Origin of the sequence: Moryella indoligenes, from assembly GCF_030812885.1 — a bacterium.
GTDB lineage: Bacteria > Bacillota > Clostridia > Lachnospirales > Lachnospiraceae > Moryella > Moryella indoligenes.
On record NZ_JAUSTO010000008.1, the window covers coordinates 74986 to 97249 of the forward strand.

At 57.2% G+C, this 22264-nt stretch carries 21 protein-coding genes; 4 read left to right on the top strand and 17 right to left on the bottom strand.

The genetic code is table 11. The annotated features are described in order from the left end of the window. Nucleotides 1–24 precede the first annotated feature (24 nt). The 7 genes from leuA to J2S20_RS07500 form a co-directional block, all read right to left on the bottom strand. Nucleotides 25–1746 carry a 2-isopropylmalate synthase gene (leuA, locus tag J2S20_RS07470; RefSeq protein ID WP_106612096.1) on the bottom strand — a complete coding sequence of 574 codons (1722 nt, stop codon included), beginning with the start codon at nt 1744–1746 and terminating at the stop codon, nt 25–27. An 11-nt stretch (nt 1747–1757) separates the two neighbouring features. Beyond that, the gene (gene glmM, locus J2S20_RS07475; RefSeq protein WP_106612097.1) at nt 1758–3116 is read right to left on the bottom strand and encodes a phosphoglucosamine mutase; all 1359 of its coding nucleotides are present in this window, start codon (nt 3114–3116) and stop codon (nt 1758–1760) included. Continuing rightward, the gene (gene rfbD, locus J2S20_RS07480) at nt 3116–4042 is read right to left on the bottom strand and encodes a dTDP-4-dehydrorhamnose reductase (protein ID WP_106612098.1); all 927 of its coding nucleotides are present in this window, start codon (nt 4040–4042) and stop codon (nt 3116–3118) included. The genes glmM and rfbD overlap by 1 nt, the downstream gene beginning before the upstream one ends. A gap of 25 nt (nt 4043–4067) precedes the next feature. Next, nucleotides 4068–5090 carry a dTDP-glucose 4,6-dehydratase gene (rfbB, locus tag J2S20_RS07485; RefSeq protein ID WP_307254683.1) on the bottom strand — a complete coding sequence of 341 codons (1023 nt, stop codon included), beginning with the start codon at nt 5088–5090 and terminating at the stop codon, nt 4068–4070. Between the two features lie 133 nt (nt 5091–5223). Continuing rightward, nucleotides 5224–6105 (bottom strand): glucose-1-phosphate thymidylyltransferase RfbA, encoded by an 882-nt coding sequence (rfbA, locus tag J2S20_RS07490; protein ID WP_106612100.1) that lies wholly within the window; start codon nt 6103–6105, stop codon nt 5224–5226. Further along, nucleotides 6102–6935, bottom strand: a complete 834-nt coding sequence (locus J2S20_RS07495; protein WP_307254688.1) for a class B sortase — start codon at nt 6933–6935, stop codon at nt 6102–6104. The genes rfbA and J2S20_RS07495 overlap by 4 nt, the downstream gene beginning before the upstream one ends. Before the next feature lie 45 nt (nt 6936–6980). Continuing rightward, nucleotides 6981–7958 carry an ATP-grasp domain-containing protein gene (locus tag J2S20_RS07500; protein WP_307254690.1) on the bottom strand — a complete coding sequence of 326 codons (978 nt, stop codon included), beginning with the start codon at nt 7956–7958 and terminating at the stop codon, nt 6981–6983. A gap of 125 nt (nt 7959–8083) precedes the next feature. Here J2S20_RS07500 and J2S20_RS07505 point away from each other — a divergent pair, with 125 nt between their 5' ends. Then, nucleotides 8084–8563 carry an S-ribosylhomocysteine lyase gene (locus J2S20_RS07505; RefSeq protein WP_307254692.1) on the top strand — a complete coding sequence of 160 codons (480 nt, stop codon included), beginning with the start codon at nt 8084–8086 and terminating at the stop codon, nt 8561–8563. Nucleotides 8564–8724: 161 nt separating this feature from the next. Then, the gene (locus J2S20_RS07510) at nt 8725–10482 is read left to right on the top strand and encodes a L,D-transpeptidase family protein (protein WP_307254694.1); all 1758 of its coding nucleotides are present in this window, start codon (nt 8725–8727) and stop codon (nt 10480–10482) included. Between the two features lie 134 nt (nt 10483–10616). Here J2S20_RS07510 and dnaB read toward each other — a convergent pair whose 3' ends face one another. From dnaB to J2S20_RS07525, 3 genes are read right to left on the bottom strand one after another with little or no spacing between them, the layout of a single operon-like run. Further along, nucleotides 10617–11954 carry a replicative DNA helicase gene (dnaB, locus tag J2S20_RS07515; protein ID WP_106612105.1) on the bottom strand — a complete coding sequence of 446 codons (1338 nt, stop codon included), beginning with the start codon at nt 11952–11954 and terminating at the stop codon, nt 10617–10619. Then, entirely contained in the window at nt 11954–12400 is a 447-nt protein-coding gene (rplI, locus tag J2S20_RS07520) for a 50S ribosomal protein L9 (protein WP_106612106.1), read from the bottom strand. Before rplI ends, dnaB begins: the two co-directional genes overlap by 1 nt. A 3-nt stretch (nt 12401–12403) precedes the next feature. Then, complete coding sequence (locus J2S20_RS07525) at nt 12404–14404, bottom strand: DHH family phosphoesterase (RefSeq protein WP_307254699.1); 2001 nt, start codon at nt 14402–14404, stop codon at nt 12404–12406. Between the two features lie 139 nt (nt 14405–14543). Between J2S20_RS07525 and ybaK the strand changes: the two genes are divergently transcribed. After that, entirely contained in the window at nt 14544–15023 is a 480-nt protein-coding gene (gene ybaK / locus J2S20_RS07530) for a Cys-tRNA(Pro) deacylase (RefSeq protein WP_106612108.1), read from the top strand. 15 nt (nt 15024–15038) lie between these two features. Further along, on the top strand, nt 15039–17534 hold the full coding sequence (locus J2S20_RS07535) for a transglycosylase domain-containing protein (RefSeq protein ID WP_307254701.1): 2496 nt from the start codon (nt 15039–15041) through the stop codon (nt 17532–17534). A gap of 132 nt (nt 17535–17666) precedes the next feature. Here J2S20_RS07535 and rpsR read toward each other — a convergent pair whose 3' ends face one another. The 7 genes from rpsR to J2S20_RS07570 form a co-directional block, all read right to left on the bottom strand. After that, nucleotides 17667–17936, bottom strand: coding sequence for a 30S ribosomal protein S18 (gene rpsR / locus J2S20_RS07540; RefSeq protein ID WP_106612110.1), 270 nt, complete (start codon nt 17934–17936; stop codon nt 17667–17669). Between the two features lie 23 nt (nt 17937–17959). Then, complete coding sequence (locus J2S20_RS07545) at nt 17960–18445, bottom strand: single-stranded DNA-binding protein (protein WP_106612111.1); 486 nt, start codon at nt 18443–18445, stop codon at nt 17960–17962. Between the two features lie 17 nt (nt 18446–18462). Next, entirely contained in the window at nt 18463–18756 is a 294-nt protein-coding gene (gene rpsF / locus J2S20_RS07550; RefSeq protein WP_106612112.1) for a 30S ribosomal protein S6, read from the bottom strand. A gap of 156 nt (nt 18757–18912) precedes the next feature. Further along, on the bottom strand, nt 18913–19194 hold the full coding sequence (locus J2S20_RS07555) for a DUF951 domain-containing protein (RefSeq protein ID WP_330692790.1): 282 nt from the start codon (nt 19192–19194) through the stop codon (nt 18913–18915). Nucleotides 19195–19285: 91 nt separating this feature from the next. After that, the gene (locus J2S20_RS07560) at nt 19286–20023 is read right to left on the bottom strand and encodes an NAD-dependent protein deacylase (RefSeq protein ID WP_307254704.1); all 738 of its coding nucleotides are present in this window, start codon (nt 20021–20023) and stop codon (nt 19286–19288) included. A gap of 17 nt (nt 20024–20040) precedes the next feature. Further along, entirely contained in the window at nt 20041–21150 is a 1110-nt protein-coding gene (locus J2S20_RS07565; protein ID WP_307254706.1) for a GNAT family N-acetyltransferase, read from the bottom strand. 137 nt (nt 21151–21287) lie between these two features. Next, entirely contained in the window at nt 21288–22259 is a 972-nt protein-coding gene (locus J2S20_RS07570; RefSeq protein ID WP_242934005.1) for a DUF2156 domain-containing protein, read from the bottom strand. Nucleotides 22260–22264: the final 5 nt, after the last annotated feature.

Below are 22264 nucleotides of genomic sequence, written 5' to 3' on the forward strand. Positions count from 1 at the left end.
ACCTTTTATAAAGAACCAACGCGTTTATTTCTCTTCATGCGCTTCCTCCGGATGCTCCCCGTCCTGCTCCTTCGCATAGAACAGACGGTTCACCGCGGAGAAGACCCCCCGCAGAGAGGCTCTCGTGATATTGCTCGAAATCCCGACGCCGTAGGTGGTTCTGCCGCTCTCCATATCCAAAATGTGGATATAGGAGGCCGCCTGCGCATTCGATCCCTGCCGCAGCGCGTGTTCGGAGTAGTCCAGAACCCTTATCTCTATGCCGAGCGCAGTCTCGATTCCGTGGCGCACTGCATCGATCGGGCCGTTTCCGACGCCCTCAAAGCGACGCTCCTCGCCGTGATCTGTAAAGCTGCACTTGGCCAGAGTCGCAAAGCTTCCGTCCTCCAGCTCCGTATCTGTGATCTGACACTTTCTGAAGTGCATCGGCTCCTTGCAGTCTATATAATGCCGATGGAATTCGGAGAATATCTGCTCCGGCGCCACCTCGCCCTGCTGCTCGGAGATGCGCTGGATGATATCCGCGAACTCCTTGTGCATGCCCTTCGGGAGATGAAAGCCGTAAAAGGTATCCATGATGAAGGCGACGCCGCCCTTTCCGGACTGCGAGTTGATCCGGACCACCGGCTGATACCTCCGCCCGATATCACTCGGATCTATGGGCAGATAGGGTACCGCCCAGTAGGCACTGTTTCGATCCCGCATGGCCTGAATGCCCTTATTGATCGCGTCCTGATGCGAGCCCGAAAAAGCGGTGAATACCAGCTCGCCCGCATAGGGATGACGCGGCGGTATCTTCATCTTCGTGCAGCGCTCATAGACCTCTGCGATCTCCTGCTCGTTGGAGAGATTCAGCCCCGGGTCTATCCCCTGTGAGAACATATTGTAGGCGACCGTCAGGATGTCCACATTTCCGGTGCGCTCCCCGTTTCCGAAGAGCGTCCCCTCCACGCGGTCCGCCCCCGCAAGGATGGAGAGCTCCGTCGCCGCGACGCCCGTACCCCTGTCGTTGTGCGGATGCACGCTGACAATCACGGACTCTCTCTGCTTCAGGTTTCGTATCATCCACTCTACCTGATCGGCATAGACGTTCGGTGTGTTCATCTCCACCGTCAGCGGCAGATTCAGAATCACTTTACGCTCCGGCGTGGCCATGCCCCAGGTATCGAGCACCGCCTCGCAGACCTCCAGAGAGAAGTCAAGCTCCGTCCCCATGAAGCTCTCAGGGGAGTACTCGAGGATGATGTCGCTCCGCCCGAACTCCTTCATGTAGCGCTTCACCATGCGAACGCCGTCCACCGCGATCTGTCTGATCTCCTCGCGGGAGGCATGGAACACGACGTCGCGCTGAAGCGTGTTTGTAGAATTATAGATATGTATGATCGGATTCGCGATGCCCTCTATCGCCTCAAAGCTGCGCCGTATCAGATGCTCACGGCACTGCGTCAGCACCTGCACGTGGACATCCTCAGGTATCATCTTCCGGAAGGCGAGCTGACGCAGGAAGTCAAATTCCAGCTGTGACGCAGCCGGAAAGCCGATCTCTATCTCCTTGAAGCCAAGCTTTAGGAGGAGCTTGAACATCTCCATCTTCTCCTCGACAACCATGGGCTCGACCAGCGCCTGGTTTCCGTCGCGGAGATCCACAGAGCACCAGACCGGCGCCTTTCCGATCTCCCGGTCCGGCCAGCTGCGCTCCGGATAGTCTACGACCGGGTTCCTCCTATATCTCTCGATGTGATACATTCTGATCTCCTTCAGTCCGCTGTGACAAGGCCCTCGCGCTCCATCACCGCAATGATGGATGCGACGCTCTCAGAGCACAGCTGATCTGTCGCCGCCTCTGCCATCACGCGCACCAGCGGCTCAGTCCCGCTCGCGCGAAGCAGTATGCGTCCGTCGCCGCCGAGCCTCTGCTCCGCCGCAGCAACCGCCTTCAGCACCTCCGGATGCTGTTGTGCCGCCTCCTTGTCCGCGACACGCACATTCTTCAAAAGCTGCGGGTAGATATGCACCTCCGACACAAGCTTTGAGAGCGGCTGTTTCAGCTCCAGCAGCACCTCCATAAGCTTCAGCGCCGTGACCATACCGTCTCCCGTCGTCTCATACTTGGAGAAAATAATGTGTCCGGACTGCTCGCCTCCCAGGCGGTTGCCCTGCGCCTGCATATTCTCGTAGACATACTTGTCTCCGACCTGCGTCTTCTCATAGGCGATGCCTGCGCGGTCAAAGGCCTTGTAGAGACCGAAATTCGACATCACCGTCGTGACCACCTTGTTGTTTGCGAGCTCTCCGCACTGCTTCATGTACTTTCCGCAGACGTAGAGTATCAGATCGCCATTGACCTCGCGTCCCAGATCGTCCACTGCGAGGCAGCGATCCGCATCGCCGTCAAAGGCAAAGCCGACATCGCAGTGCTCCCGCTTCACAAGTTCAATGAGCTCCTCCATATGGGTGGAACCGCAGTTCTGATTGATGTTCGTGCCGTTGGGCTCATCGTGGATCACCACAGTCTGCGCGCCGAGCGCGTCAAAGACATGCTTTGCAATGGAGGACGCGGAGCCGTTTGCGCAGTCCAGCGCAATCCTCTTATTCTTAAATGAGCGCGTTGCGAGTGCGATGAGATGGCCGATATAGCGGTTCCGACCCGCGGAGAAATCGACGGTACGGCCGATTCCGTCCCGCCTTGCGAGCGGCAGCTCCGCCGGCGTGCCGTCGATCCAGGCCTCGATCTCCCGGATCACAGACTCCTCCATCTTCTCTCCGCTGCCGTTGATCAGCTTGATTCCGTTGTCGTAGAAGGGATTGTGGCTCGCGCTGATCATGATGCCGCAGTCGAAATCCTCCGTCCGCACAACATAGGCCACGCTCGGGGTCGGCGTCACATGCAGCAGATACACATCTGCGCCGCTCGCCGTGAGACCCGCAGACAGCGCATCCTCCAGCATGTAGCTGGAGCGCCGCGTGTCCTTGCCGATCGCGACGCAGCAGCGCTCGCCCTTCGGCTTCTGTCCGTAGTACCAGCCCAGAAACCTTCCCACCAGAAATGCATGGCGCGGCGTGAGCGTCACATTTGCCTCCCCGCGGAAGCCGTCCGTCCCAAAATATTTACCCATTAAATTTCTCCATTTGCTCTTAAAATTTCCAGATACCGGCGCAGCGCGTCCTTCCAGTCCGGAAGCGGCGTGAAGCCCTCCCTGACCAGCTTGGAGCGATCCAGTCTGCTGTTCTCCGGCCTTGCAGCCTTCGAGAGGCCGTACTCCTCTGTCGTCACCGGCACGACCTTCGTCTGAAGCCCCGCCTGACGGTAAATCTCGCAGGTAAAGTCATACCAGGAGATATAAGCGCCCTCGTTTGTGACGTGGTAGCAGCCATACTTCTCGGTCTCCAGCATATCGACCAGAAGCCGCGCGAGATCCAGCGTATAGGTCGGCGTTCCGATCTGATCCGAGACCACGCGCACCGTGTCGTGATTCTTTCCGACCGAGAGCATGGTGCGGATGAAATTCTTCCCATTTACGCCGAAAACCCAAGCGATGCGGACAATAAAATATTTCTCCAGTAGACCGCTGACCGCGAGCTCCCCGTCCAGCTTGCTCCTGCCATAGGTGCTGAGCGGAGAGAAGTCTCTGCAATCCGGCTCCCAGGGCGCAGTGCCCTTCCCGTTGAAGACATAGTCCGTGCTGATGTAGATCATCTTGCAGCCGAGCAGCCTGCACGCACGGGCGATATGCTCCGTGCCGCCCGCATTGATCTCGTAGACCCTGTCCTTCTTGTCCTCATCCTCCGCAGCGTCCACCGCAGTCCACGCCGCACAGTGCACGATCGCGTCGGGCCTCTGCTCTCCGAGCACGGCCATCACCGCTGTCTCATCTGTGATATCCAGAGAGACATACGGAAGAAAGGTCACTGCCGTCCCGTCCTGTATCCCGCTGTACTCCGGCGCGAGATCGGAGCCGACCGCCTCAAAGCCCCGCTCTGCGAGCTCATTCATCACATCATGTCCCAGCTGCCCTGCGACACCTGTCACAAATACCTTCATCAAACCCCTCCCGACTCTCACACACTCACAGTCTGTCGCCGTACATCTTATCAAAATAAGACCGGTATTCTCCGTTCACGATATGCTCCCACCAGTCCTTGTGGTCGAGATACCACTGAATTGTGACCGGGATCCCCGTATCAAAGGTATACTCCGGCTTCCAGTGAAGCTCTGTCTCGATCTTCGTCGGATCCATCGCGTAGCGCAGATCATGTCCCGGACGGTCCTTCACATACTGAATGAGGCTCTCCGGCTTATCGAGCGCCTTCAGGATCGTCTTCACGACCTCCAGATTGCTGCGCTCATTGTGTCCTCCGATGTTATAGACCTCTCCCTCTCTTCCCTCTCGCACCACGAGATCTATCGCCGAGCAGTGATCTGTGACATACAGCCAGTCGCGGACATTTTCCCCGTTTCCGTACACCGGGATCTCCTCATCATTCAGCGCGCGGCTTATCACAAGCGGAATCAGCTTCTCCGGAAAGTGGTAGGGCCCGTAATTATTCGAGCAGCGGCTGATCGTCACCGGCAGTCCGTAGGTTCTGTGATAGGCCATCACAAAGAGATCTGCACTCGCCTTTGCACTGGAGTAGGGGCTGGAGGTGTGAATCGGTGTCTCTTCCGTGAAGAAAAGCTCCGGTCTGTCCAGCGGCAGATCTCCGTACACCTCATCCGTTGAGACCTGATGATAGCGTCGTATTCCGTACTTCCTGCACGCGTCGAGAAGCGTTGTGGTTCCGACGACATTTGTGCGCACAAAGATCTCCGGATCCGTGATCGAGCGATCCACATGGGATTCCGCCGCAAAATTCACCACAATATCCGGCCTCTCCTTCTCAAAGAGCGCAAAAATAAAATCCCGGTCCGCGATATCTCCCCGGACAAAGCGGTAGTTCGGCCTGTCCTCCACCGGCTTCACGCTCTCCAGATTCCCCGCGTAGGTCAGAAGATCGAGGTTGATGATCTCGTCCTCCGGATATTTATTCACCTCATACTGCACGAAATTGCTCCCGATAAAGCCCGCGCCGCCCGTCACGATTATTTTCATCTGTTTTTCCTCTGCTTTTCTTGATAGTGCAATCCCTGTTTCCTGCCGCCGCTCTGCATGTCAGGACGCGGTTGATGCCGGCCTCCCGCCTTAAGCTTCATGCGGGGCATGCCGCCACCGCTTTCTGCCGCTCTCAGCGCACCAGATACTTACCGTCCAGCACATCTCTTAAGTAGCGTCCGTACTCGTTCTTCTTCATGCTCTCATAGGCCTCCTCCAGCGCCTCCCGGCTGATCCAGCCGTTCAGATAGGCGATCTCCTCGAGGCAGGCGAGCTTCCTGTGCTGATGCGTCTCCATGGTGTAGACAAAATTCGTCGCCTCGACCAGAGAGGCGTGTGTGCCCGTGTCCAGCCAGGTGAAGCCCTGCCCGAGCAGCGTCACCTCGAGCTCTCCCCGCTCCAGATAGATGCGGTTTAAGTCGGTGATCTCCAGCTCTCCCCGGGCGCTCGGCTTTAAGCTCTTTGCAAACTCCACCGCGCGATTGTCATAGAAGTAGAGCCCCGTCACGCAGTAATTGGACTTCGGCTTCTCCGGCTTCTCCTCGATGGAGACGGCCCTGCCGTTCTGGTCAAATTCCACGATGCCGAAGCGCTCCGGATCGTCCACGTAATAGCCGAATATCGTCGCACCGCGCTCCCGCGCCGCAGCTTCCTTCAGGCGCTTGCCGAGTCCGTGTCCCGCGAAGATATTGTCTCCCAGTATCATAGCGACGCTGTCCGCTCCGATGAACTCCTCTCCCAGTATGAAGGCCTGCGCCAGCCCGTCCGGGCTCGGCTGCACCTTGTAGGAGAGCTCCAGCCCAAACTGATGCCCGTCTCCCAGCAGCTCCCGGAAGCGCGGCGTGTCCTCCGGAGTGGAGATGATGAGTATCTCCCGTATGCCCGCAGACATCAGCACCGACAGCGGATAGTAGATCATCGGCTTGTCATAGACCGGAAGCAGCTGCTTGCTCGTGACCTTCGTCAGCGGATACAGTCTCGTGCCGGAGCCCCCGGCAAGTACGATTCCCTTCATTGCTCCATATCTCCTTTCATCCCCTCTGCCGTCTGCACCGCCGGCGTGATCTCCCCCGGCTTCACCGGATGGCCCGCGGCGTCTGTCTCACAGCAGTACAGTATGGTTCTCGCATTGTCAAACTCATAGGAGCAGGTGACAAAGCTGAAGAGCCTGTCCACCCCCTGCGCCGGAATGTCCCGAAAGCTGCAGCCCGCCGTCATAGCATCCACATAGGCGTCGAACTCCATGCGGTCCGCAAAGTCTATGCGGCGCTTCTCCGCACCTGCATCCGTGTAGAGGCAGGCGATGGGCCGCAGGATAAAGGTCTTCTCCTCCGTGTAGAGATATGCTCTGCTGTGCTCCTGAAAGAACCGCTCGTCCTTAAAATCACAGATCGCAGTGAACATGGTCTTGTTCTTCATGTGATGCCCGTAGAACAGATTCTGAAGCTTTGAGAAATCCGGCAGATCGTCCCCGTCCAGATAGACGCCGTCGTAGGAGCCCTCCGTTCTGTCGATATCCCGGCGGAGATAGTAGTCATTGTCCGCCTCCTTCCAGAGTATGGGATAGTTGATCACCGTACCGGGGATGTAGAGCCAGGCCACGACGTCCTCATTTCGTTCCTTCAGCGCAGCAAAATCAATGATGCGCTCCGCGTCCGGATCGATCACACCGCTCTTTGCCTGATCCACAGGGGCGGCCTCTTCCTCTGTGCGTGTCACCGTCTCTGACAGCGCCTCATATTTTCTGATATGCGCGGCACGCTCTGCGAGCTTCAGACCGCAGAGCAGCGCAAGCACTGCGATCAGCAGAAGCAGAAGCGCGTGCCTTCTCGTAATTTTTTTCATTCAGTTGCTCCATTCAAGCGCATAAAAGTACAGATTATTTTAACATTATTTCGTAACTACTTCTATATATTTCTTGACAATCCAGCAGTCTTTCGCTGGATTCTCCGAATCCACCGCCCCTCCGGAGCAGATATTAAGATGCATTCGCACCATATCGCAGCCCGCCGCAGCGCTGAAGCCGACCCCGCCGGAGAAGCGCGGATTGCACTCCAGGAAGAAGTAACGGCCGTCCTCTGCATGGATAAATTCATAATTGACGCAGCCGCAGATTCCGAGCTCCTCGGAGAGAGCCCCGCAGAGCGCCTCAAGCAGTGTGTCCCGAAACACATGGACAGATAGTCCCGCGCCGTTCGGCGTCCGGAGATATTCCTCCCGCGGCAGTGCGATACAGTGGCCCGCCATATCCCGCACGGTATCCACACAGACCACCGATCCGGAGATCAGCGGCTGTGCGAGATAGCGCTCCGCTCTGCCCTGCGCCCGCAGTCCCTCAAGACAGGCCTGACGCTCTGCCTCCGTCGTCACCCGGTAGAGCCCCTCGCTGCTTCTGCCGTCAAAGGGCTTCAGGACCAGCGGGAGGGGCGCATTTTCCGCGTCCTGAAAAGTCAATGTCGGAATTGCAGAGAAGCGCTCCGCAAACTGCGGCTTCGCAAACACGCGCTCCGCCGCCTCTCTGCTGCGCCGCTTGTCCCGCGCGGCGAGCACTGCGGCGGGCGCCGGGCTCCAGAGCTCCGTCGGCAGCAGCTCCTCTCTCGCTGCATTCAGGATATCCAGCTCTGCGTCGGTCAGCGGCAAGATGGCTGCCGCTCCCTCCTCCCTGCAGAGCGCAAGCATCCCGTCCAGATAAGCGCGCCCCGCGTCATAGCGCGGCAGCTGCACAAAGCGATCCAGCTCCACACTCTCCGCAAGCAGCTCCGGCGCGTTAAGATCCGTCCCGACGATGCGAAGGCCCGCCTCCCGGCAGCCGCGAATCACGGCCGCCGCGGAAAATGACCCGATCGCCGTCACTATCACTGTCTTCATGCTCTGTATCTCTCCCTGCTTGAATTGTGTTTCTACTTATGTTAATGTTACACTTTAGCATCGGCAGTTCCAAAAGTCAATGAAGGCGCCTTTTCGCGCCCCCGCTTTGCAGAAAACGAGGTCCCATGAAAAAAATAGCGAGCTTTACCGTAAATCATCTGAGGCTGCTCCCCGGCGTGTACCTCTCCCGCAGGGATCACGCCGGCGGCGCCGTCATATCTACCTTTGATCTGCGCATCACACGACCGAATTGCGAGCCGGTCATGAACACCGCAGAGATACACACCATCGAGCATCTCGGGGCCAGCTTTCTGAGAAATCACCCCGACTGGGCGGAGCGAACCATCTACTTCGGCCCGATGGGCTGCCGCACCGGTTTCTATATGCTTCTTGCAGGAAAGCTGAGCTCCGAGGAGGTGCTGCCGCTGGTGCGCGCCCTCTTTACCTTCGTCCGGGATTTTGAGGGTGAGGTTCCGGGCGCGTCCGCGCACGACTGCGGTAATTATCTGGATATGAATCTCCCCATGGCGAAGTGGATCGCGAAGCGCTACCTGGAAGAGGTGCTCGCGCACCCCGCGCCCGATCGCCTGCATTACCCGGAATAAGGACAGCGTGATGACTTCGCCGCCAAGCAGAGGAATCTTAAGCTACCCCTGCTGGATGCTTTGTAAGTAAACTGTAAGAACCGCTTCACCGGCAGGAGTGCTATGATACAATAGAGTTTATAGTGACAACAGATCAGCTTTTATCAGGAGGTAATGATAGTATGAAGCTTTCCATTCGAGGCGCGGCAGCTCTGCTGCTCTCTGCCTCCATGTGTTTATCCCTTCCCTCCGCGGCACAGGCGGGCGTCGTGCACCGCGTGAACCGCGGCGACACGGAGACCAGTTCCCTGACGCCCCGTGACAACAGCGCGCCCACAGCGGACGGAGTCGTGAGCGCCCCCGGCGAGCAGACTGTCCCGCAGACTGCTGTTTCCGGAGACACGGCGGCTCCTGCGGCGCAGGAGAGCGCATCTCAGGAGAGCGGCGCACCGCAAATCGGCGCGACAGCAATCGAGGAGTCCGACGCCGCGACCGAGAGCAGTTCCCCAGTCTCCAGCTTCAGCACAAGATCGGTGAACAGTGACTACAGCCTTCCCGGCACCGTAGCGCTCGCAGAATCCGCGAGCGGCGCAGACCTTCAGGCGATCTTTGACGGCGCCGGCTTCGACGCGCTCGGCACCGGAAACACGCCCGCCGACCCCATCCTCGGGCAGGTGCACATCGCGACCTATAAAATGATGGATCAGAACGGCAATCAGATTAACTACACTGCAACGAACGATGCGGGCAAGGGGCTCTTTAACGCCGGCGGCTTTTCCAAGTTCTACATGGTACACACCGGCGTCGCGCGGCTCTACTACCGCACCTACACCGATGCGCACGGCTGGAGCCCCTGGGCCACCTCAAAGGAGCTCACCCCCTACAACGAGGACGGCTCCAAGGTACAGGCCATCCAGATCCGCGCAAAGGGCTATGCACACACGCTGAACGACATCTACTACAAGGTCATGCTGAGCGACGGAACCGTGCTCGACTGGGCAAAGAACGGCCAGACCGCCGGCACCATGGGTTCCGACCGCTACATCGTAGGAATCCGTGTGGGCTTCTGGCACAACACAGAGCACTTCCCCTACGCCTCAAAGAATCTCATGGCCGGCTCCGCCTATGAGGGCGCATACCTTGACGGCAGCGGCGTACACTACTCAAGCCACAACGGCCAGCCCTACACCGGCTGGGGCTTTATCGACAACACACAGTACTACTTCATCGACAGCGCGCCCGCACAGGGCTGGCAGTATATCAACGGCTACAAGTACTACTTCAACTCTGACGGCAGCGTCGTGACGGACCTGGAGCCCGTCATGGGACTTCAGCCCAGCTATCAGATCAATTACAACAAGGCGACCCGCACCATGTATGTGCTTGCGAAGGATGGGGACAACGGCTATATCATCCCGTTCAAGACCTTCAACTCCACCTGCGGGCCGGACACCCCGCTGGGAGATTACAACACCTATGTGAAGTATGATGTGAAGTTCATGCACGACGATATCTACTGCAAGTACTTAAGCCGCTTCTTCAAAGGCTTCATCATTCACTCGATCCTGTACTACAGCTCCAGGCTGGAGCTCGACGCAATCACCTACAACTATATCGATGATGCGGCCTCCGGCGGCTGTATCCGCCTCCTGACCGGCAACTCCTACTGGGTCTACCAGAACTGCCCGAAGGGAACTAGAGTCCATATCTATGAGGACAAATGGGACAAGGGCCCGGTGGAGAAGGATGCGATTGAGATGCCCATCCCGCGCGAGCAGACCTGGGATCCGACCGATCCCTCCTCTCCGGAGGCACAGGCAGCCATCGCAGCTGCTGCCGCCGCGGAGCAGGAGAAGGCCGCGGCAGTCGCAGCCGGCACCGCAACGCTCTCCGCGGAGGAGCGGCAGCTCCAGAACGAGCTCGCGGCGAGCGCAAACTGAATACAGTCACTCTGGGAGAAGTGCGAAAAAGATATCCCTTCTCTGAAGAGAACGAACCGGCGCGGCAGTCTTCATACTGCCGCGCCGGTTCGTTCTATGCGCAGTTTGGAAAATCATCTGAACACTATTTTGCTTCACCTCGCAATATTTACAAATCTCGTCGTGTCCGGCTTCCAGAGCAACGTCACCGTCCCAATCGGGCCGTTTCTCTGCTTGGCAATGATGACCTCCGCCTCATTCGGGTGCTCCGTATCCTTATTATAGTAATCGTCCCTGTACAGAAACATCACGACATCGGCATCCTGCTCAATTGCCCCCGACTCTCGGAGATCAGAGAGCATGGGACGATGATCCGGACGCGTCTCGCAGGCGCGCGACAGCTGCGAGAGCGCAATGACCGGCGCCTTGAGTTCACGGGCCAGTGCCTTTAAGCTTCGCGAGATCTCCGATATCTCCTGTTGACGGTTCTCCCCGGAGCGCCCGCTGCCGCTCATGAGCTGCAGATAGTCGATAATCACAAGATCCAGTCCGCTCTCAAGCTTGCGCTTCCTGCACTTGCTCCGCAGCTCCCCGATGCTGATGCCGGGGGTGTCGTCGATCAGCAGATTGCTGCTGCCCGACACGCGAACCGCTGCCGCCAGCAGCTGGTCAAAATCTGTCGGCGTCAGTGAACCGGTGCGCATCTTCTGCGCATCAATCCCGGATTCCATGGAGAGTATACGATTCACCAGCTGCTCCTTGCTCATCTCCAGAGAGAAGATCATGCAGGAGAGCCCCTTCTTCACTGCGGCGTGCTCCACCACATTCAGAACAAAGGCCGTCTTTCCCATGGAGGGACGCGCCGCAATCAGAATCAAATCTGAGGGCTGCATACCGCTTGTCTTGCTGTCCAGATCCAGAAAGCCCGTCGGAATACCGGTCACCGCCGCCCCGCTCATATAAGCCTCCTGAATCTTCTCCATGACATTGATCGTCACCTGATCGATTGGAACAAATTCCGACGCGCCCTTTGCCTGCAGAAGCCGGAATATCTTCTCCTCCGTCTCCTGCAAGAGCACATCCACCTCGTCCCTGTCCGCATAACAGCTGTTCTCGATCTCCTCATTGACCCGGATCAGCCGGCGCTTCACCGCCTTGTCGTGGACGATGCGGGCATAGGCCTTGATATTCGCGGAGGTAGGAACATTTTCCACGATGCTCCGCACAAAATCAATGCTGCCAACCTCAGGCGGAACATCCTTCTCCTTCAGCTTCTCCTGCACTGTCACCAGATCGATTGGTTTTCCCTCATTAAAGAGCTCGCCCATGCACTCGAACACAGCCGCATACTGTCTGGAGTAGAAATCGTCTGCGGCACAGATATCCAGCGCCGCAGCAACCGCCTCCTTATCCATCAGCATAGAGCCGATCACGGACTGCTCCGCTTCAAGATTGTGCGGAAGCACACGTTTTAAGAGAGTTTCCTCGGCCATTACGCCTCCACTACCTGAACCTTCAGCTTCGCCTGCACATCCTTATGCAGTTTCACCGCTGTCTCAAAGCTTCCAAAGCTCTTGATCGGCTCCGCCAGCACGATCTTCTTTCTGTCAATTTCAAGAGAAAGCTGCTGCTTCACCGCCTCTGCAATCTCCTTTGTGGAGACAGAGCCGTAGGTCTTTCCATTTTCTCCGCCCTTGATCGCAAGCTTCACCTCTGCCGCCTCAAGCCGCTTCGCGAGGGCCTGCGCCTCCGCCAGCTGTTCCGCCGCGATCCGGTCGGCATTCGCCTTTTTGAGTTTCAGTGTATTCAGATTCTCTGCCGTTGCTGGTGCACCAAGCTTCTTCGGCAGCAGAAAATTTCTTGCATACCCCTCAGAGACCTCCACCAGCGCGCCCGCCTTGCCGAGTGACTTCACATCCTGTAAAAGTACTATTTTCATAATTTATATCTCACCTTTCTCAAGCATTTCATCTATCACTGCCCGTATCTTCGCGGCAGCATCTTCTGCTGTGACACCGGGGAGCTGCGCGCCTGCGATGGTTCTGTGACCGCCTCCGCCAAGCTTCTCCAGCATAACCTGAACATTTACCTCATCAATCGAGCGAGCGCTGACATAGACTTTTTCCTCATACTCGGTCAGGACGATGCTCGCCTTGATTCCCACAATATCCAAGAGATCATTTGCCGCCTGCGCACCGATCACCGTGGGACTCTCAAGTCCCTCTGACGGACAGATACTTATAGCAAAGTGCTCCCTGTAGATCTCCGCATTGTGTATGGCCTCCGCCTTTGCGCGATAGTCCTCAAGCTTCTCACGGAACAGCTTCCGCACACGCGTCACATCTGCGCCGTTTCTGCGCAGGAAAGCCGCCGCCTCAAAGGTGCGCACCCCCGACTGATTCATGAAGTTATGCGTATCGATCACGATGCCCGCATACATGGCATCCGCCTCCGCCGCGCGCAGCTTCACATTATCCGAGATATACTGCACGATCTCCGAGACCATCTCGCAGGCACTGGACGCGGAGGTCTCCACATAGGAGAGCTGCGCATTTTTTATGTAGTCCTGGCTCTGACGGTGATGATCCAGCACCACGACGGTCTTTGCCGCCTCAAGGAGCTTCGGGGCCTCCACGATAGAGGGACGGTTCGTATCGACCACAACGAGCACGGAGCCCTCATCCAGAAGCTCCAGCGCCTTTTCCTCCGAAATGAACATATCCTCCGGGTACTCTCCGCCCGTAAACCGCTTCATCATAGGCCCAACTGAGGAATTCACCACCGAGGCGACGATGTGCGCCCGCTTCTCCATGGTCTGTGCGATGCGCCACACACCGATAGCCGAGCCCAGAGAGTCGATATCCATCATCTTATGGCCCATAATAAACAGTCTGTCCTTATTCTCCAGCAGCTCGCGGAAGGCGTGTGCCTTGACCCTGGCTTTGACGCGGGTTGTCTTCTCCTTGGAATTGGACTTTCCGCCGTAATAGCGTATTCCCTCCGCGTTCTTCACCACTGCCTGATCGCCGCCGCGCCCCAGCGCCATATCAATCGCCTGACGCGCAAATTCATAGCACTGATCGTAGCTCTCGCCGCCGTCTCCGATACCGATTGACAGAGTGATGCGCATCTCATTTCCGATATTTACTGTCTTGACCTGCTCCAGTATATCGAACTGACTCTCCTGAAGCGTATAGAGATACTGCCGCTCAATCACGAAGAAATACTTGTCCTTTTCCAGCTTCCGGATGATCGCATGCAGCGCGTCAAAGCAGCGCACGATCTTCCGGTCTATCATCGCCGTGAGCAGCGAGCGCCGCACCTCATCGACGCTCTCCATGGCCTCCTCATAGTTGTCGAGATACAAAAGACCCGCAACCATCTGCCTGCTGTCATTTTCCTCCTGAAGGGCGAGCAGCGCTGTCTCGTCATAGAGGTACACTGCAAAGATGCGGTCCATCGCCTCACCTGTGCGCGTCACCCGGACGCGCAGCCGGAGCTCATCCAGCTTCAGGTGAAAATCCTCGCACTCCCCGACCTCTGTGAGCCGCGTCGCCATGAGCTCCGGGAAGAGCTCCTCCAGCCTTCCCATATGCAGGCGCCGCCCCTTCAGCAGCCGCTTCCACGCCCGGTTCTGCCAGACCAGAGTGCCCCCGCGGTCCATCAGCGCATAGGCCACATCGAGATCGTCCGAGAGACGCTTCTGCAGCGCATCCGTTGCGACCGCATAGCTCACCATAGCTCTCAGAATATGCTTTCTGGATCCGAAGTAGAGCCGCAGACAGAACACCAGAATGACGAGGAGCATGAAGGCTGCCCCTCTTCGTCCGTGCCGGCCAGGAAGGAGCAGCGCAATGGCCGCGGCAACAGAGAGCACAGCCGGAATCAGCGCCCATCGAAGGTAGCTCTGCAATAGCTCCTGTGCCTTTTTTTCTTCTTTCATCTGCTTTTTCTCCCCTGTTGCGCAAATGCGCAATGGATGTAAAGATAAAATTAATTATAGCATAGATTCCCTGATTCCGCACCATCTCCGCAGCTTCCCACGCCTTCACAATTAATTCCCGATATGCTATATTACAGTTATGTCTAAAAACAGCGAAAAAACCAATGTATGCCGCCTTCTGGACGGCAAAAAAGTGAGTTATGTGGAGCATCGCTACTCCCCGGATGAGGCCGTCAGCGCCACTGAGGTGGCAGCCTCTCTGCAGCAGGATCCCCAGCGTGTGTTCAAGACTCTCGTCACTGTCGGAAAAAGCGGCCGCAATTATGTCTTTGTCATTCCCGGCCCGGAGGAGCTGGATCTGAAAAAAGCCGCCGCCGCAGTGGGAGAGAAGTCCGTTGAGATGCTGAAATCCAAGGATCTGCTCGGTCTCACCGGCTATATCCACGGAGGATGTTCCCCCATCGGCATGAAAAAGTATTTCCGCACCGTCATCCACGAAACCGCGGCCGGATTTCCAACCATCATTATGTCCGCAGGAAAGATCGGTTATCAGGTAGAGCTGTCCCTCGACGGTCTTGAGAAGATGATACGCTTTGAGCTCTGTGATCTCATCAAGTGACAGCCGGAGGCAGCCATGAACAATACAGCAAACAGAAGAACAGCCAGAAGAAAACAGAGCAGGCGCCATCCCATCGTCCATTTCTTCAAGCTTTTGCTTCTCATCCTGATGCTGCTCCTTCTCAGTATCGGCATCATCATTTTCGTCAAGGTTTTTCCAGAATTCCGCAGACTGCAGGAGCGCGCGCTGGAGACCTACTCTCACATGAGTGAGGAGGATTTCCGTCTTGTCACCGATACAGAGATCTACGACAGGGACAATCAGCTTGTCGGCGTCATCAACACCGGACACTATATTTATGTTCCCTTCGACGAGATAAGCCCCTGGCTCAAGAAGGCCTATATCGATCAGGAGGATCGCCGCTTCTACTCGCACAACGGCGTGGATCTGGTGGCGATGGCCCGCGCCTCGCTCTCCTATCTGAAGAACCGCCGGGTGACGCAGGGAGGCTCCACCATCACCCAGCAGGTCATAAAAAACACCTACCTGACGCAGGAGCGCACCCTCGAGCGAAAGCTCACCGAAATACTGATCGCTCCGCAGCTGGAACAGAAATTCGGCAAGGATCAGATTCTTGAATTCTACTGCAACGGAAATTTCTATGCCCACGGCTGTTACGGTGTCGGCGCGGCAAGCCGCTACTATTTCAACAAGACCGCGGCCGAGCTGGAGCCCTGGGAGGCCGCCGTGCTGGTCGGAATCAGCAACCGCCCGGCGAGCTACGAGCCCGTAAACCACAGCAAAAACTCCCTCCGGAAGCGGAATGAGATCCTGAACAGCATGTATGCGTGCGGGGATCTCACCGAGGCCGAGCTGAAGGAATATCAGGCAAAACCGCTGGAGATCTACGCGGTCGCCGAGGAGAGCGTTCCGGAGAACTATCAGACGAGCTACGCCATCTACTGCGCCGCACAGCAGCTCTTAAAGAACGACGGCTTTGAATTTCAATATACCTTCGACACCAAGGACGAGTACGAGGCATATCAGGCGAGCTACAAAGAAGCCTTCGCCGAGAAGAGCGAAGCAGTGCGCTCCGGCGGCTACAAGATCTACACCACTCTAGACTCCTCCATACAGCGAATCGCCCAGCAGCAGCTCGACGATGCGCTGGATGCGCGCTCAGATGAGCGGCAGGAGAACGGAAAATACGCCCTGCAGGGCGCCGCTGTCGTTGTGGACAATGCTTCCGGCACCGTGACGGCGATCGTCGGCGGCAGAGGTACAGAGGATGTCTATAACCGCGGCTTTCTGGCAAAGCGTCAGCCCGGCTCCTCCATCAAGCCCCTCCTGGACTATGCGCCCGCCTTTGAGACCGGCTACTTCTATCCCTCCTACGTCATCGACGACCATGAGTTCGAGGGCGGCCCCAAAAACTCAGGGGGCCGCTACCACGGCTACCTGCCCATACGCGAGGCGCTGAACCGCTCGCTGAACACCGTCGCGTGGCAGCTGCTGCAGAAGGTCGGCATCCGAAACGGTCTTGCCTACCTGGGTAAGATGGAATTCTCCTCCCTCTCGTGGAAGGACAGCAGTGCTGCTGCCGTGTCAATCGGCGGTTTCACCTACGGCACACGTGTCGTCGATATGGCCAAGGGCTATGCCACACTGGCAAATGGCGGCGTCTACGACGAGCGCAGCTGCCTGCGCAGCCTCATCTACGACAGAAGCGGCGATGAACTTCTGCAGGACAACTTAAAAAAGGTACAGGTGTACACCGAGGGCACCGCCTATATGATTACCGATGTCCTGAAGGGCACCATGGACATGCCCTACGGAACCGGTCGCGGGCTGGATATCTCCGGTCAGCAGGCAGCCGGCAAGACAGGCACCGCAAACGACTCCAAGGACACCTGGTTCTGCGGCTATACTCCCTACTACACCACAGCCGTCTGGATCGGCTACGACACCCCCCGCGCCATGCCGGGCATCTATGGCGCCACGGTATCCGGCCGCATCTGGAACCGTATCATGAGTGAGATCCATGAAGGTCTCCCCGAAAAGGACTGGCGCCAGCCCTCCTCTGTCATAGAGGCATGGGTAGACTACGACACCGGAGCACAGGTGAGCTATAACAGCGGCATCCGCGACTACTTCAATACCGCAGTCAATCCGGCTGCAAAGTCTGCCTATGAGGCGGTCAACGGAACCAGCGAATACGATCCGAACGCCTACCGCTGGCGGGAGGAGGATACGCTCCCCGAAAGCGCCTCAAGCGAGGAAGATACGCTTCCTGAGGAGTTGCCCCCGGACTATGACTATGAGCCAATCACCGGCGTAGACGGCGGCCCGGGCGTCTCGCCCAGGCACCCCTCTACCACAGCGGAGGTCTCTGCCGCGGCAGCGCCGACAGAGCACAGAACCAGCGAGATCTACGACGATCCGGACTACATCAATCCGCCCCCAGAGGAGCATCGCGACGATGGACCCAGTGTTTCCGCCACCATTGCCCCCGCCCCGCACCCCACAGCTCCTGATATAGAGCCCGGCGGTCCTGATTTTGAAGATTTCTGATTTTTGCATATTTATCGAGCGAGTAAGGGGCTATCGCGAAACAGTTGAAACACTGTTTGTCCGTCAAAAAAAGAAGCTCAGACGAGCTTCTTTTTTCTTGTCTCTATTCTTTTCCCGCCATATGCAGGCAGATCAATCTACCTGGTACGGAAGCAGCGCGATGTGACGTGCTCTCTTGATCGCAACGGTCAGCGCTCTCTGATGTCTGGCGCAGTTGCCGGTGATGCGGCGCGGAAGAATCTTTCCTCTCTCGGAAATATATTTCTTCAGTGTAGCGACATCCTTATAGTCAATCGGCTTCGCATTCTGCGCGCAGAACACACAGACTTTTCTTCTTCTGCGCATCCCGCCCGGTCTTCTGCTTCTCTGGCCATCGGGTCTTTCACTCTTGGTAAAAGCCATGATCTTGTCCCCCTTCAATCAGTTTAGTTGAACGGAAGTCCTTCGTCCTCGACTCCGTCCGGGATATTCATAAATCCCTCGGTGCTCGCACTCTGGGGGCTCGGCTTCTCGCTTCCCGCGTAACCGCCCGTCTGCCCGCCTCCGTAACTGGAAGGCGCGCCGCCCGCCGGTGCTCCGGCACCCTTGCTGTCAGCAAACTCCTGGTCATCTACGATGACCTCTGTCGTATAAACTTTCTGTCCATCTCGGTTGGTATAGCTGCCGGTCTGTATACGACCGGAGACGAGGACGCGCATGCCCTGACGGAAATAGCGCTCCGCAAACTCGCCCGATCTGTCGAAGGCAACGCAGGGGATGAAATCCGCCGTCTGCTGGTCTCCGCCCTGATTCCTCCGGCCTCTTCTGTCCACGGCCAGAGTATAGCGCGCAATTGCCATGGAGCGCTCGCCGCTGGAATATCTGACTTCGGGATCTCTGGTCAGTCTGCCCATCAAAATGACTCTGTTCATACTCTCACTCTTTCTGATTATTCAGCTTCGTCTGCAACGATCAGATACCTGACGACCGGCTCATAGATGCGAAGTCTGGATTCCAGCTCATTCGCGCAGGCCGAATCTTCAGTCTCGAACTTGATGAAGTAATAGAAGCCCTCTTTCATCTTCTGGATGTCGTAGGCAAATCTCTTCTTACCCCAGTCATCGACGTTCACAACAGCTCCGTTGAATCGGGTGATGTAGCCCTGCACCTTCTCCAGCGCCGCCGCTTTCGCGTCTTCCTCGAGCTTTCCGTTCAGAACAAGCGTTAATTCGTATTTGTTCATCTGCTCTTGTCCTCCTTTTGGTCTCTGGCCTCCGGGTTCAGTGCCGGAAGCAAGGAAAATGTGTCACGGTAATATATTCTACCCGATAAGTTCAGCATTTGCAAGGGCCTGTACACAGTTTTGCTGCATTTCTTTCTTCTTCTCAACCAAGCACTCTCAGCTCCGGCCCTTCAGACGGGAAGAAGCGCACACAGCGCCCTCTGTCCCGGGCAGCTGCACTTCCACCTCTCCGGGACGCATGAGCTCCCTGAGATTCTTCTCCACCAGGCTGCGCTTCACCATGAGCTGGTGCCCGCAGCCCAGACACTTTAAGCGAAAATCCTGCCCGATCCGCAGCACCTCCCACTGTGAGGCCCCGCAGGGATGCGGCTTCTTCAGCCTGACCACATCTCCGACACGAATATCCATCTTCTCCCCTCTCTCGCAGAGCTCCGCCATTCCTCACCCATAAGCTTCGGCTCGTGCGGTGAATGCTCCGCTGCGCCGCTTTTCTTCAGGCGGAACATGCGCCTCACCGCCGCTTTATTGATTACTCCCGAAACACAGCCCGTCCGAGCACATCCCCTATCCTGCCGCCAATCACGAGATCCGCCTCGTCGTCCATCGAGGTCGCGGAGCGGTTAATCAGCACCAGCCTCTTCCCCTGATAGTAGCGCACCAGACCTGCCGCCGGGTACACCACGAGAGAGGTCCCCCCTATGATGAGCATATCGGCCCGACTGATATATTCCAGGGCTCGCCGCATGACTGCCTCGTCCAGGCTCTCCTCATACAGCACCACATCCGGCTTTATGATGCCGCCGCATGCACAGCGCGGAACTGTGCTCTCAGAGGAAACCACCGCGGAGAGCGGATAGAACTTCCCGCAGCGCTGACAGTGGTTCCTCTGCACTGAGCCGTGCAGCTCCAGCACCTCACGGCTGCCCGCCGCCTGATGCAGGCCGTCTATATTCTGGGTGATGACCGCTCGCAGCTTTCCGCTTCTCTCCAGCTCCGCCAGCGCCAGATGTGCGCGGTTCGGCCGCGCATCCGGATATATCATGCGATCTCTGTAGAAGCGATAAAACTCCTCTGTATTTGAAAGGAAAAAGCTGTGACAGATGATACGCTCCGGCGGATAGCGGTAGCTCTGGCTGTACAGCCCGTCCTGACTTCTGAAATCGGGGATGTCGCTCTCCGTGGATACGCCCGCGCCACCGAAAAAGACGATATTGCCGCTCTCTTCAATCCAGCGTTTCAGGGTATCGATTTCTCTCTCAAATGCCATCGTGCACCTTCCTTTCCTCAGGTTTCCTCATCAAAGTAAGCTCCGCGAAAGGCTTCCAGCTCCGCGCACCACGCCGGAAGCTCCTGTGCGGCGCCATAGCGAAAGAGCCAGCGCGTCACAAGCTCCGGCGTGAAGCAAAACAGCCCCTCCGGGGATATCCCCTCCGCCCGGCAGAGCCTTGAGCCCTGATGGGTCAGCGTCCAGCGCCACACACCATCATTTTCCGGCAGCAGGGGGTCTGCAAAGTAAAAACAGTGCTCTCTCTGCTCTGCGGCGACATCCCTCCGCAGAAAAACATTCCGTAAAAGCTCCGGCAGATCCAGCACGCGCAGCATAATAAAGGGCGTATCCGGGCGCAGTACACCCGATGCATCCCGCGCGGGCTCCGTATAGCGTTCCTCCGAGATGAGGCGGCAGTCCTCATCCGCAAATTCCGGGAGATCCCGCACCCTGATGCCGGCAAGCTCCCCACTCTCTATGAGGCAAATGCGCTCTGCACTTCCGCTCCCGGCAGAAAGCTCCGCCAACAGGCAGTCCATATAGGCTCTGTCCCGAAAGCAGTAAATGTCGTAGCTCTCCTCCAGAATGCGGTTCATAAACGCCAATGCTTCCACATCATCCGAATGCAGCGGCCGCGTAAAAAGGCGCAAATCGGCGCGCAGGCGTCTGTGCCTTCGCCCTGAAGCCAGAGCAAACTGAAAGGGCTCATAGTAGGCGACATTGGCCGGCTTTAAAAAGGTAAACGGTCTTCCCTTCGCGCGCTCCGCCCGGAGTGCAGCAGAGAGAACCGCGCGCATCACGCCCTGCCGCCGATGCGTCCCTGCCGTCGCGACCGCCACGATATAGGAGAGCACATATTCCCGCCCACGCAGCATCACACGGTAGGGATTCAGGCAGAGCATTCCAACCACTCGCCCCTGATCCAGCGCTGCCCAGACCTCATTCTCCGCCATCTTCCACTGATAGTAGTAGTCTACCAGCGGAGGCGTATCCTCCGGAAAAGCCTCCTCATACAGCGGTCTTGTGAGCAGCTTCTCTGCTCCCTCCAGCCTTCGTATCTCCATCTCTCGTACCTCTTCCGCCTGCTTTCCACTCCCGAGGCCCCGCCTCAGCCCGGTGCCTCTCACAGATTCGCGCAGGCCCTGCCTGCATTGTCATTTGCTGCTTCTTCGCATCTCTGAAGCTTTGTTCTGTGGAAACTTATCTTTCCCTATAGCGCAAACCCCGACAGACGCATCCGTCCGCCGGGGTATCATATGCCGGATCAGGGCTTCCAGTGCTGTCGCACCAGATATTTTCGCGCATAGCTGCTGGGATAGTAGCTGAGCTTTGCCTGGCGCAGTCCTTCAAGCCCCAGATCGTCCTCACGATTGATCAGCCCAACCGCCGGAAATTCATGATTCAAAAAATCGCGGTTAATAACCTGATACAGCCCGTTGATCTCGGGATTTGCCTTCTCGATGTGCACCACCGCCATGTCCTCCGCGGCATTATAGCTCGCCATGGAGAAGGCCTCCAGCTCACCGTCGATAAAGACACCGCCCATGCGGATCGGAAGAATCTCCAGATTCTTCAGTATCTCATGAATCCCTTCCACCTCGGGATCCAGATGCTTCTCCACCTCCATACCCTTGGTCTCGCGCCAGCGATCCAGAAAACGAAAGATCTGATCGCGATATGCCGGCGTCAAAGTGCGGTACTCATAGCGCTCCCCATAGGTCTTTATAAAGCTGTTGTAGTGGTTCTTTTTCTTATGCAGCTTCTTGCCCGCAAGCGTGCGCAGCGCCTCCCCCTCATAGAGATAATCCTTCGCATCCGCCTCTTCTCTGACGAGATATTTCTCCGGCTTCAGATTCAGAACCCGAACCGCCTCTTCATCTGCAAGCTTTATCACAAGCGGCTTTCTCAGCACCTCATTGAAATAGCTCTCCATCTCGTAAAAGCAGAAATCCAGATTTTCGTCCGAGCAGAGCGGCATCGCCGCAAAGGGCTCCTTTTCCGTCCCATAGAGCCACAGCAGGCCCACCTGCTCTCCGTTCCTGCAGGTCACAGCCGCCCGCGCATGGAAATAATCCTTCCACAGGAAGCTCTCAAGCGGCACGGAATCCGCAGTCTTGTTGGGGCGAAGATTATAGAACTTCGCATAGTGCTCCAGATCCTTTGCCAGTAACGGGCGAAAGGTAAATGCATTTTTTCCTGATTGATTACAGTCCATAACAGCTGAAACATGCTCCATGCGGA

Coding starts and splice junctions, on each gene's coding strand:
- leuA (WP_106612096.1), bottom strand. CDS start 1,746: ATGTATCACATCGAGAGATATAGGAGGAACCCGGTCGTAGACTATCCG.
- glmM (WP_106612097.1), bottom strand. CDS start 3,116: ATGGGTAAATATTTTGGGACGGACGGCTTCCGCGGGGAGGCAAATGTG.
- rfbD (WP_106612098.1), bottom strand. CDS start 4,042: ATGAAGGTATTTGTGACAGGTGTCGCAGGGCAGCTGGGACATGATGTG.
- rfbB (WP_307254683.1), bottom strand. CDS start 5,090: ATGAAAATAATCGTGACGGGCGGCGCGGGCTTTATCGGGAGCAATTTC.
- rfbA (WP_106612100.1), bottom strand. CDS start 6,105: ATGAAGGGAATCGTACTTGCCGGGGGCTCCGGCACGAGACTGTATCCG.
- J2S20_RS07495 (WP_307254688.1), bottom strand. CDS start 6,935: ATGAAAAAAATTACGAGAAGGCACGCGCTTCTGCTTCTGCTGATCGCA.
- J2S20_RS07500 (WP_307254690.1), bottom strand. CDS start 7,958: ATGAAGACAGTGATAGTGACGGCGATCGGGTCATTTTCCGCGGCGGCC.
- J2S20_RS07505 (WP_307254692.1), top strand. CDS start 8,084: ATGAAAAAAATAGCGAGCTTTACCGTAAATCATCTGAGGCTGCTCCCC.
- J2S20_RS07510 (WP_307254694.1), top strand. CDS start 8,725: ATGAAGCTTTCCATTCGAGGCGCGGCAGCTCTGCTGCTCTCTGCCTCC.
- dnaB (WP_106612105.1), bottom strand. CDS start 11,954: ATGGCCGAGGAAACTCTCTTAAAACGTGTGCTTCCGCACAATCTTGAA.
- rplI (WP_106612106.1), bottom strand. CDS start 12,400: ATGAAAATAGTACTTTTACAGGATGTGAAGTCACTCGGCAAGGCGGGC.
- J2S20_RS07525 (WP_307254699.1), bottom strand. CDS start 14,404: ATGAAAGAAGAAAAAAAGGCACAGGAGCTATTGCAGAGCTACCTTCGA.
- ybaK (WP_106612108.1), top strand. CDS start 14,544: ATGTCTAAAAACAGCGAAAAAACCAATGTATGCCGCCTTCTGGACGGC.
- J2S20_RS07535 (WP_307254701.1), top strand. CDS start 15,039: ATGAACAATACAGCAAACAGAAGAACAGCCAGAAGAAAACAGAGCAGG.
- rpsR (WP_106612110.1), bottom strand. CDS start 17,936: ATGGCTTTTACCAAGAGTGAAAGACCCGATGGCCAGAGAAGCAGAAGA.
- J2S20_RS07545 (WP_106612111.1), bottom strand. CDS start 18,445: ATGAACAGAGTCATTTTGATGGGCAGACTGACCAGAGATCCCGAAGTC.
- rpsF (WP_106612112.1), bottom strand. CDS start 18,756: ATGAACAAATACGAATTAACGCTTGTTCTGAACGGAAAGCTCGAGGAA.
- J2S20_RS07555 (WP_330692790.1), bottom strand. CDS start 19,194: ATGGCGGAGCTCTGCGAGAGAGGGGAGAAGATGGATATTCGTGTCGGA.
- J2S20_RS07560 (WP_307254704.1), bottom strand. CDS start 20,023: ATGGCATTTGAGAGAGAAATCGATACCCTGAAACGCTGGATTGAAGAG.
- J2S20_RS07570 (WP_242934005.1), bottom strand. CDS start 22,259: ATGGAGCATGTTTCAGCTGTTATGGACTGTAATCAATCAGGAAAAAAT.